Source organism: uncultured Campylobacter sp. (assembly GCF_938045465.1).
Lineage (GTDB): Bacteria > Campylobacterota > Campylobacteria > Campylobacterales > Campylobacteraceae > Campylobacter_B.
Genome location: NZ_CALIBF010000176.1, coordinates 1 through 9,810, shown reverse-complemented (window position 1 = coordinate 9,810; position 9,810 = coordinate 1). Strand labels below are relative to the sequence as shown.

13 protein-coding genes are annotated in these 9,810 nt (G+C 51.0%); 8 read left to right on the top strand and 5 right to left on the bottom strand.

Annotation, left to right across the window (positions count from 1 at the left end; genetic code table 11):
* From Q0413_RS08600 to Q0413_RS08565, 8 genes are all read left to right on the top strand, one after another.
* The coding region (locus Q0413_RS08600) for an iron chelate uptake ABC transporter family permease subunit (RefSeq protein ID WP_298988780.1) at positions 1–578 on the top strand (578 nt) is incomplete at its 5' end.
* On the top strand, positions 575–1,348 hold the full coding sequence (locus Q0413_RS08595; protein ID WP_298988774.1) for an ABC transporter ATP-binding protein: 774 nt from the start codon (positions 575–577) through the stop codon (positions 1,346–1,348). The genes Q0413_RS08600 and Q0413_RS08595, both read left to right, overlap by 4 nt.
* The gene (locus Q0413_RS08590) at positions 1,345–2,127 is read left to right on the top strand and encodes an ABC transporter substrate-binding protein (protein ID WP_298988754.1); all 783 of its coding nucleotides are present in this window, start codon (positions 1,345–1,347) and stop codon (positions 2,125–2,127) included. The genes Q0413_RS08595 and Q0413_RS08590 overlap by 4 nt, the downstream gene beginning before the upstream one ends.
* Complete coding sequence (locus tag Q0413_RS08585; protein ID WP_298988745.1) at positions 2,128–3,342, top strand: radical SAM protein; 1,215 nt, start codon at positions 2,128–2,130, stop codon at positions 3,340–3,342. It begins immediately after the preceding gene.
* Entirely contained in the window at positions 3,339–3,842 is a 504-nt protein-coding gene (locus Q0413_RS08580; protein WP_298961620.1) for a flavodoxin family protein, read from the top strand. Before Q0413_RS08585 ends, Q0413_RS08580 begins: the two co-directional genes overlap by 4 nt.
* A 670-nt stretch (positions 3,843–4,512) precedes the next feature.
* Positions 4,513–4,926, top strand: coding sequence for a hypothetical protein (locus Q0413_RS08575; RefSeq protein ID WP_298988736.1), 414 nt, complete (start codon positions 4,513–4,515; stop codon positions 4,924–4,926).
* A complete protein-coding gene (locus tag Q0413_RS08570) occupies positions 4,910–5,197 on the top strand; it encodes a sodium:solute symporter (protein ID WP_298988729.1) in 288 nt (95 codons plus the stop codon). Before Q0413_RS08575 ends, Q0413_RS08570 begins: the two co-directional genes overlap by 17 nt.
* Positions 5,198–5,220: 23 nt before the next feature.
* The gene (locus Q0413_RS08565; RefSeq protein ID WP_298988719.1) at positions 5,221–5,370 is read left to right on the top strand and encodes a hypothetical protein; all 150 of its coding nucleotides are present in this window, start codon (positions 5,221–5,223) and stop codon (positions 5,368–5,370) included.
* Positions 5,371–5,670: 300 nt separating this feature from the next.
* On the opposite strand, the gene Q0413_RS08560 is transcribed toward Q0413_RS08565, so the two are convergent.
* The 5 genes from Q0413_RS08560 to Q0413_RS08540 all read right to left on the bottom strand — a co-directional run bounded on the left by Q0413_RS08560 (position 5,671) and on the right by Q0413_RS08540 (position 9,675).
* Positions 5,671–5,886 carry a DUF333 domain-containing protein gene (locus Q0413_RS08560; RefSeq protein WP_298988712.1) on the bottom strand — a complete coding sequence of 72 codons (216 nt, stop codon included), beginning with the start codon at positions 5,884–5,886 and terminating at the stop codon, positions 5,671–5,673.
* A 412-nt stretch (positions 5,887–6,298) separates the two neighbouring features.
* Positions 6,299–7,375, bottom strand: a complete 1,077-nt coding sequence (serC, locus tag Q0413_RS08555; RefSeq protein ID WP_298988704.1) for a 3-phosphoserine/phosphohydroxythreonine transaminase — start codon at positions 7,373–7,375, stop codon at positions 6,299–6,301.
* A 10-nt stretch (positions 7,376–7,385) separates the two neighbouring features.
* Positions 7,386–8,552: an exodeoxyribonuclease VII large subunit gene (gene xseA / locus Q0413_RS08550; RefSeq protein WP_298988695.1), complete on the bottom strand. Its 1,167-nt coding sequence runs from the start codon at positions 8,550–8,552 to the stop codon at positions 7,386–7,388.
* Positions 8,545–9,273 carry a bifunctional demethylmenaquinone methyltransferase/2-methoxy-6-polyprenyl-1,4-benzoquinol methylase UbiE gene (gene ubiE / locus Q0413_RS08545; protein ID WP_298988675.1) on the bottom strand — a complete coding sequence of 243 codons (729 nt, stop codon included), beginning with the start codon at positions 9,271–9,273 and terminating at the stop codon, positions 8,545–8,547. The genes xseA and ubiE overlap by 8 nt, the downstream gene beginning before the upstream one ends.
* 9 nt (positions 9,274–9,282) lie before the next feature.
* A complete protein-coding gene (locus Q0413_RS08540; protein ID WP_298988790.1) occupies positions 9,283–9,675 on the bottom strand; it encodes a CHAD domain-containing protein in 393 nt (130 codons plus the stop codon).
* Between the last annotated feature and the right edge of the window lie 135 nt (positions 9,676–9,810).

The window sequence follows — 9,810 nt, the reverse complement described above, 5'->3', positions numbered from 1 at the left end:
CCGCTCATACTCGCTCGATCTCGACTCTGCTAATCGTAGGCATCGCCGTATCGTCGTTTTTGGGCGCATTTACCTCTTTCGCGGTCTATCTCATCGGAGAGGATAGCTTTAGGATTACGGCGTGGATGATGGGCTATCTAGGTGGCGCAAACTGGCAAAAGATCGCGCTTTTGCTGCCGCCGCTGCTGTTTTGCATGGCGTATTTTTACGCGAAGCGCCACGAGCTAAATATCATCTTAAACGGCGACGAGGAGGCTAAATCGCTAGGACTCAACGTCGAGAGGTCCAAAAAGAGCCTACTCATCGTCTCCTCGCTCATCATCGGCTTTTCGGTCGCATTTACGGGGATGATAGGCTTCGTGGGGCTCATCATTCCGCACACGCTGCGCATGGCGCTTCGCACGTCTAGCAACGCCGTGCTGATCCCTGCTAGCGCGCTTACCGGCGGAGTTTTTTTGGTTTTTTGCGACGTAATCGCTAAAAACGCCCTCTCGCCGGTAGAAATTCCGATCGGCGTGGTGACCTCCTTTTTCGGCGCGCCCTTTTTTCTATACCTCGCGTTTAGGAAGCATGCATGAAAATTTCGGCGCTAAACTTCAGCTACGGCAAGCGGGCGATCTTGCGAGGCATAGAGTTAAATTTAAAGCGGGGTAAATTTTACGGGATTTTGGGTCCTAACGGCTGCGGCAAGAGCACCTTGCTAAAAAACATATTGCAAATTTTAAAGCCCGCAAGCGGCATCATCGAAATAAACGGCAAAAAAGCAAGCGAATATAGCCTCAAAGAGCTTGCCGCACTTATCGGCTTCGTGCCGCAAAAAACAGCCCTCGCAGCCGCGCTAAACGTGAATGAAATTTTACTTGCGGGCAGATTTTGCCGCCTAAAAAGCGCATTTAGCGGCTACGATGCCAGCGACCGCGACAAAGTAGAGCGAATCGCCGAGCTTTTGGACGTGAAGAAATTTTTAAATCGCAGCGCGTTTGAGCTAAGCGGCGGCGAGTTCGGGCGCGTGCTGCTTGCCAGAGCGCTCGTAAGCGAGCCTGAAATTTTACTGCTCGATGAACCCACGGGCGCGCTTGATATAAACTACGCGATCGAGGCGATGAGGATCTGCGAAAATTTAACCAAAACGCTAAATTTAACGAGCGTCATCGTACTGCACGATCTAAATTTAGCCTCGCTGTTTTGCGATGAAATTTTGATGCTAAAAGATGGCGCAGTGAGGTATCGCGGTAGCGCGAGCGAGCTTTTTACGCCGCAGATCATAAAAGAAATTTACGGCTTTGACGCCCTGATAGTCGAAAATTTAGGAACCAAATTTATCTTACCGCAAAAGGAGAAATTATGAAAAAAATTCTTATAGCTTTGCTTTCGGCGAGTTTTGCGCTCGCCAAAGGTCTAGTCGTACTTGATCCCGCTGCAGTCGAGATCATCTACGCTTTGGGAGCGCAGGATCAGATCGCTGCGATCTCAACTACCTCGATGAGCAAGATCCGCCCGGAGGCAGAAACCGCGAAACTACCGAGCGTAGGCACCTACGTAAAGCCGAATATGGAAAAGATCGTCGAGCTTAAGCCCGATCTGGTCATCACGAGCTTTCACTCCGCAGGCGTTAGCGAGAATCTGCAAAAACTGGGACTTAAGAGCCTTGCGATGGATGCAAACTCCACCGCAGAGATCTGCCAAAACGTAAAGAAGGTCGCCGCAATCGTAAAAAAAGAGAGCGAGGCGGATAAAATTTGCGCTCAGATGGATGGAATTTTTGCAGACAAACCCGCTCTTCGCGGCAAAAAAGTAGCGCTATTTTTCGGCTCAAACGCCACTATGGCCTTTAACGACAAAACCCTAGTAGGCGATATCTTCGCTCGCCTAGGCGCCAAAAATATCACAGACGGCCTAAAAGGTAGCACGCCTTCTGTATCTGCCGAATACATCCTCGAGCAAAACCCCGATATAATCGTCGTCGTTGGCGGCGAGACGGAGGATTTTTTAAAAGCAAATCCGATCCTTAGAAATACCAAAGCGGTAAAATCGGGCAAAATTTTAAAAGCCCCGACGCTCATCTTGCGGGGCAGCCCGCAGATCGGTGAGACGGTGGATGAAATTTACGCAGAGGCGGTCAAATAGATGTTTAAAGAACGCATTAAAACTCACCACCGCTCCAAGCTTTTCGAGAGCGTCTCCGCGAGCGAAAACGAGCTGTTCGATACGCTAGAACAGCCCGCAAAAGACAGCGGCTGCGTGATCTATCTGCATGTGCCCTTTTGCGACAACATCTGCTCGTTTTGTTCGATGATGCGCTCCAAGCTTGGCGACGAGCTGGACGAATACGCTAAATTTTTAATCCGCCAGATCAAAGACTACGGCGAGATGCCCTATTTCGACGCCAAAAGCGTTAAAAGTATCTACTTCGGCGGCGGCACGCCGAGCGTATTTAGCGAAGCTCACTTCGAAAAGGTTCTGGGCGCGCTGCATAAAAATTTTAAGATTGCGGACGACTGCGAGATCAGCATAGAGACCACGCTGCATAATCTAGATACGCAAAAAGCGCTCGCTCTGCAAAGCTTCGGCGTAAACCGCTTTAGCATCGGCGTGCAGACCTTCAGCAGACAGGGGCGCGCGCTTTTAAACCGCGTGCATAAGCCCGCTCGCGCGATCGAACGATTAAAAGATCTTAGAGAAAAATTTGACGGCATGCTCTGCTGCGACATCATCTACAACTTCCCGAACGAAAGCGTAGAGGAGGCGGTCGCGGACGCGCATTACGTAAATGAGCTAGGTCTAGATAGCGCCAGCTTTTACTCGTTGATGTTTTTCGATGGCTCGGAGCTATCCAAAAAGATCGACACCTCCTACTACGATCTGCCGACTGATAAAAAGCTGCACCATGCCTTTGCAGAGGCGCTACTGCAAAGCGGGAATTTCGAGGTTTTGGAGCTTACCAAACTTGCTCGAAAAGGTCGCGATAACTACGGCTACATCAAGCTAAGCCACAAGGGCACGGATATCCTGCCTATCGGCAACGGCGCGGGCGGACACGTAGCGGGCTTCGGAATTTACGGCGTGTCGGGACACAAGATGATCTCGCGAATCGATGAGCGCGAGGCAAAATATAGCGTGCTAAACAATCTGTTCCAATACCCGATCGTAAGCTTAAACGAGCTAAAAGAGGCTCTGAGCGCGAGCATTTACGACGAAGCGGTGCAAAAGCTCAAAGAATTTCAAAGCTGGGGGCTTTTGGAGCTAAAAGATCAAAGATCGATCTTGAGCTTGGACGGAATTTTTTGGGGCAACAACATCAACGAAGAGATAGCAAACATTATTAGAAAGGATTTTGTATGAAAAAAATCGTGCTTTACACCTCGCAAACGGGTAACACGAAAAAGGTGGGCGACGCGATCGCCGAGCAACTGGGCTGCGAGAGTCTAAATTTCCGCGACTTTGAGGGTGAGGTCGATGACTACGATTTCATAGCCTTGGGCTTTTACGTCGATAAGGGCGAAGCCGAAGCGAAATTTATGCGCTTTTTACGCAAGATTCACGGCAAAAAGCTTGGCGTTTTTATGACTCTGGGCGCGGAGCCGGACGGCGAGCACTCGCGCAAGTGCCTGGATACCTTTGAAGAGGGGCTTAAAGCAAACGGCAACGAGATTATAAGGGAGTTTGCCTGCCAGGGCGCGATCGATCCGAATCTACTTGAAATGATGCGAAAAATGGCGGCCGGCGGCAACTCGCCCCACCCTATCACCCCCGAGCGACTTGCGCGCTGGGCGGAGGCTGCGAAACACCCGGACGAGAAGGATCTGGCGGACGCAAAAGCAGCATTTGCGGGGATAGAATAAAATTTAATTGCGTCGCATCGCCTAAATACTGCGCGACGCGAACAAAATCAAATAATTACCTGCCTCCTCCCGCGATTTACGCGATTTAAAATTTTATCTTTGCTAAATTTGAACGACGAATTTCATTCCTACAAGCAAATTTGCCGCCGCAGAAGCAGGTCTTGCTCTAGAATTTAAACGATAAAATTTCATTTCGCGCGTAACGGATCAAACAATGCCGCCGACCTTGCGTCGCTAATGCGCACTCTGAACGCAAGCCAGCTTTTGCGAGCAAGTGGGGCCTGCGAGCGTTGCAGTCGCCGCTGTCATCCAATACACTGCCCGCCATTTTGCGACGGCCTGAACTTGAAAAATCCGCTTCTGTGAACAAGTAGGCTCCGAGCGCTGCGGTCGCGATCATCGGCTACCCCTGTCGTTACGTGCCGCAGGTGTCACTGTCGGGCGCCGTCCGCCGCCGCGCGACAACCCATACGCCGCTAACCACCTGCGCGACAACCCGCCGCCGCCAATCGCTCCACCCGCTTTGCCGCGGTACCGAATCCAAACCGAACCGCTAAATTTTAAATTCTGCAAAAGTCTTATCTCGCATAAATTTTAATTCGGCAAATGCGCAAAATTTAGGTAAAATTCCACGCAAACGCTTTGACGGTCAAAATTTAAAGGGGCGAAAATGACGAATTTCGAGTACGCTAGTCACATTAACGAGGCTGCAGGGCTAGATCTTGATTTAGATTGCGAAGAGATCGATCTGCAGGATAAGCTTTACGGGCTTTTTCAGTGCTTCATGCCTGACAGCGCGGGCGCGCGGGCGGTGTTTGCGCCGCTGCAAAACGGCGCTGAGCTGCAAGTGCGTATAATGCCGATCTACGCAGTCACGGCGCAGCAGACGCGGGAGGCGTTCGATCAAGGCGTGGCGCCCGGATATTTTTGCCCGCCGCAGGATCCGAAATTTGATGACGAAGCGCTTAAGAGTCTAGCTTTAGCGTACGTTCAAAATTTAAAAATTTTTGCCGAGTTTCTCGGCGATGATGAGCTTTTAAAAATGCTTGACGAAATAAAATCCGCGCGTGCAGGAAGGTTTTGATTTTGCGCATAACAAAGATGAGCTTGCGGACGCCGTCTATGAGGCGATCACGGAGCGGATGATAGACGCGCCTAAGCTCGATGCGAAGCTATGGGTGCTCGGCGAGGCGTATTATTCGATCGACTGCAATTATCTGCTACCTGCGTACTTGCAGTATCCAAATTACGCACAAAGGCCGCAGGAGGACTTTTTGAAGCCCTACTTCGAGCTGTATCTAGCGGGACGGCAGATCACGTTTGAGCGCGGCGAGGTCGTGGTTTTTACGCGCTAAATTTACGCGGGCAAAGGAAGCGAATGGGCGCTCACAGGCGGCTAAAATTTGAGCTTTTTAAAAAAAAGGAGGTGAGCTACGCCCACGAACGGCTAAAATTTAAGCTCAGCAACTATGAGCGCAAATTGCTTATCGCATATCCAAAAAACCTGCGTCGTAATCAAGCAATCTAGCAGATTGTCTACGTTGCGTCAAATCGCTTAAAATATTTCTGCTTTGAGTAGCCGCCGCTTTCAGCACCTTGCTAGAGCAAAATCTCCAAACATCGTTGACATTTGGATAATCGAATTCCTTCCATCACTCTGCTGCCCTCACTTTGTATGAGGTACCCAAATAATTTACTTGTGCTAACGCTTGCTAGTTAGAATTCATCTAAATTTTAAAGAGGAATTTTGACGCAGAATTTTATGAAATTTCGCTGCTGCAAATCTCACAATCGATAAAATTCTATCGATTTACGCTCTTAAATTTGCTCAAATCGCCGCCTGTTTTATAAAAAATTCTTCAGCATCGATCATAGTGCCGTCGGGCAGCTTACAAACGGTGTAGTCCACGCCGTTGCCGTCTTTGCGGACGATTAGCTCGCCGCCGTTTTTGATACAAAAATCCCCAGCAGCGCTAGCCTCTGCGCTCACCGAAGCGAAAGCGCCCGCCACAAGCGCTACTGCAAAAAATCTCTTAAAACTCATTTAAATCCTTTCGTTTAATTTTGCCCGTTTTTAGGGTTAAGCTTAAATTTAGACGCTAGATACGCTAAACCTGCGCCTACATAAATAAACCGCCCTCCTCGAACACCGACAATAGCGTTTTAGATGTTAAATTCTACCTAATAAATCCCAGCAGCACCAAGTCCGCTCGCCGCTGCAAAATCAAAGCCATCAGACTTCATCCAATGCAAAATTTAACATCATAAAATTTTGCCTTCAATAAAATTCTAGCAGCGAAATCCAAGCCGCATCAAAGCTATTTCTGCCGTAAAATACCGGCTATAAAAGCGAGGGCTATGGCAAATAACCAGCTCAGCGGCAAGGCAAGCGCGGATCCTAAACAATCTCGTCTATAAGCGCGAGCTGCGCTCAAAACCTATAAATTTAAGCGCCGCTAGCCATTTTTGCGCGCAAACTCGCTCATAAAAGCGACTAGTTTTTCTACGTCCTCGTAGTTTATCGCGTTGTAGATCGAGGCGCGGATACCGCCTAAAACGCGGTGTCCTTTAAGCCCGATCATCCCCTCCGCCTCCGCCTGCGCGACGAAAACCGGCTCAAGCGCGGCGTCTGCGATATTAAAGCTCACGTTCATCAGGCTGCGGCTGTCCTTTTGCGCGTGGCCGCGGTAGAAGCCGCCGCTAGCATCGATCGCGCCGTAAAGTAGCGCCGCTTTGCGCTTGTTGCGCTCGTGCATCGCCGCGAGCCCGCCGATCTCATCCTTGATCCAGCCGAGCATTAAATTTAGCATGTAAATTCCGAAAGTATTCGGGGTGTTGCTCATCGAGTCCGCGTCCGCCTGCGTCTTGTAGCGCAGGATCATCGGCGTTTTGGGGTTCGCGCGATCTAGCAGATCCTTGCGGATCGCAACCATCGTAACGCCCGCGGGCCCGCCGTTTTTCTGAATGCCGCCGTAAAACATCCCCACGCTGCTAAGATCCACGGGTCGCGAAAACAGATCGCTCGAGCTATCGACCACGAGCGGGCAGGCGCACTGCGGCAGCTGCGGATACTGCGTGCCGTAGATCGTATTGTTCGAGCAGATGTAGCCGTAGTCGGCGCCGTCAGAAAATTTAACCTCGGGGATGCGGTCGAATTTACTCTCCTCGCTGCTTGCGACCACGCGGTAGTTTATGCCGAGTACGCCCGCTTCCTTGATCGCCTTGCTCGTCCAGTTGCCCGTGTTGGCGTATTCTGCGACGCCGCCTGCGTATAGGTTCATCGGCACCTGCGCGAATTGCAGGCTCGCGCCGCCTTGCAAAAATAAAATCGTAAAATCATCCGAAAAGCCGTAGAGATCGCGCACGCGGCTCATCGCGCTATGCAGAACCTCCTCGAAAATTTTGGTGCGGTGCGAGATCTCCATTATCGAAAATCCGCGCCCCGCGTAGTTTAGCAGCTCTTCTTGCGCCTGCTTTAGCACGCCCAGCGGGATGGTGCTAGGTCCTGCGCTAAAATTTATTACTCTATCCATTTTGCTTCCTTTAGATGATTTTTGCATTTTTGCTGAGCTGCTGCGAGCAAAGGACGAACTCGTCGCCCGCGGCAAGCTCACCTAGGGCCACCGTTTTGCCACCCTTTTGGATTTGAACGAGGTCTTTGGTGATCTCAAAAAATTTCGCCTTTTGCGCCAAAAGCTCATCCTTAGCGCTTAACGTGTGCTCTGCGGCGCTTAGCTTGGAGTCCACGAAGCTTTTAAATTTAAGCTCAAAATTTAAAAGCCCCGCGAGCGAGCCTGAAATTTTCGGCTCGATCGATTTTGATTTAAGCTGTAAAGCCGTGAGGCTCAACACGTTTTGTGCGGATGAAATTTTATCTTTTATCAGCCTATAAAGTGCGTCGCTTACGCTGTCTAGGCTCTGAAAGATCGCGCAAATATCGGGCAGCAGATCGATCATCGCGGCGGTGGGCGTGAGGCTTCGGTGATCGGCTACGAAATCGCTGATGCTAAAATCGATCTCGTGCCCGACCGCCGAGATGACGGGCGTTTTGGCCGCGTAGATCGCGCGCGCCAGAGCCTCGTCGTTGAAGCACCACAGATCCTCGCGCGAGCCGCCGCCGCGAGCGATTACGATCGCATCGTAGCCCTTCTCGTCGGCTGCGCGCAGAGCGCTTATGATCGAAGCGGGCGCGCCTTCGCCTTGCACTAGCGCGTTATACAGATCGATCTTGCAAAGCGCGAAGCGGTCCTGCGCCGCGCGAAGCATATCTGCCTGCGCCGCAGAGCCTGCGCTCGTGATGATCGCGATGCTTTGGGCAAATTTCGGAAGCTGTTTTTTGTGCGCGGCATCAAAAAGCCCCTCTTTGTTAAGCTTCTGCTTTAGCGCGGCAAACGCCGCTTCCAGCTCGCCCTCGCCGCTTTTGCGGATATTTGAGACCTGGATCTGATACGCGCCCGTGGGGGCGTATAGCGAGACCTTGCCGCTTACGATGAGCTTATCGCCGACGGCGGGGATAAAATTTATCCGCGCGGCGTTAAATTTAAACATCGCGCAATCGATCGCCGCGCTCGCGTCTTTGATCGTGAAATACCAGTGCCCGCTCGTGCTTTGAATTCTAAGCTTAGATATTTCGCCCTCGACTTCGACGAAGCTAAAGCTCGTCTCCAAAAGCGTCTTGGCTTGGGCGTTTAGTTCACTTACGCTAAGCATCGTCGCTCTTCCGCGCGATTTTCTCCGCGATGAAAAGCGTGCTGACGTCGAAGCTGAAGCCCTTTTGTACGCGCAGCTCAAAGCCCGCATTTTTGAGCTTTTTGCTAAAGCTCGCGGCGTCTAGGAAGCTGCCGATTGAGCTTGGCAGATACTCGTAGGCTTCTTTGTTTTTCGAGATAAAGGCGCCGATTTTGGGTAAAATTTTACTTACGTAAAAATCTCTGATTTTAAACGCGAGCCCGCCGCTTGCGGCTTTGGTAAATTCCAAAACCACGAGCGAGCCGCCCGGTTTGATGATGCGATTAAACTCCGCAAGCGCCGCGTCCAGCTCCACGACGTTTCTTATACCGTAGCTGATGCTTAAAATATCCACGCTTGCATCATCTAGCGTCGTGGCGCCCGCAGTTGCCTTGAGAAACTCGCAGCCGGGAAATTTTTGCCTCGCTACCTCGAGCATCCCCTCGCTAGGATCGATCCCCACGATCCGCTCGATCTGCACGCCGTGCTGCGCCGCGCCGTCGCGCCACGAGCTTATCATATCGCCCGTGCCGCACGCGACGTCGGCGATACTCACGAGCTTTCCTTTAAGCTTTTCAAGCGTCAGCTCGACCGCTTTTTTGCGCCACGAAACGTCCACGCCGAAGCTGATGGCGCGGTTTGCCAGATCGTAGGTAGGCGCGATCTCATCGAACATCTTTATGATTTTTTCCTGTTTTTGCACGGGCTTTCCTTATTCGTATGCTTTGATTTTGCGCAGCGATCTTTTCAGCGCGCGCAAAAGAGCCTCTTTTTCATTTAAAATTTTTTCCTCCAGCTCGGCGCGGCGGTCGTTTAGACGGGCGTCCAGAGCCAGCAGATACGCAAACGCGACGCCGCTTTTATCGCTTGCTTTTTGATAGATCGCGATGAAATTTTGCCACACGCTGATATCTTGCAGCGCGCCGAAATCCTCGCAGGCGGCCTTGGTGCGTTTAAACAGCTCCCTGACGCAACCCTCATCAAAGCTTCTTGCAAAAATTTCAAGCGCGTATCGCAGCCTCTTTAGCCCTATGCGCGCGTCGTGAAATGCCTGCAGCGATAAACCTTGCTTTAAATTTTTTAGCTCCGAAGCGCGCCTTAAAATATGGAAAGCTAGTAAAATTCCGCGGAATTTTAAGGGGAAAGCATGAGATATTTTAAAAATTTACTCTCTGATTTAAGAAGCGGCAGGCTCGCGCTGCATCCGATTTTGCTTGCGGCGACGTTTTGCATAGTGAAA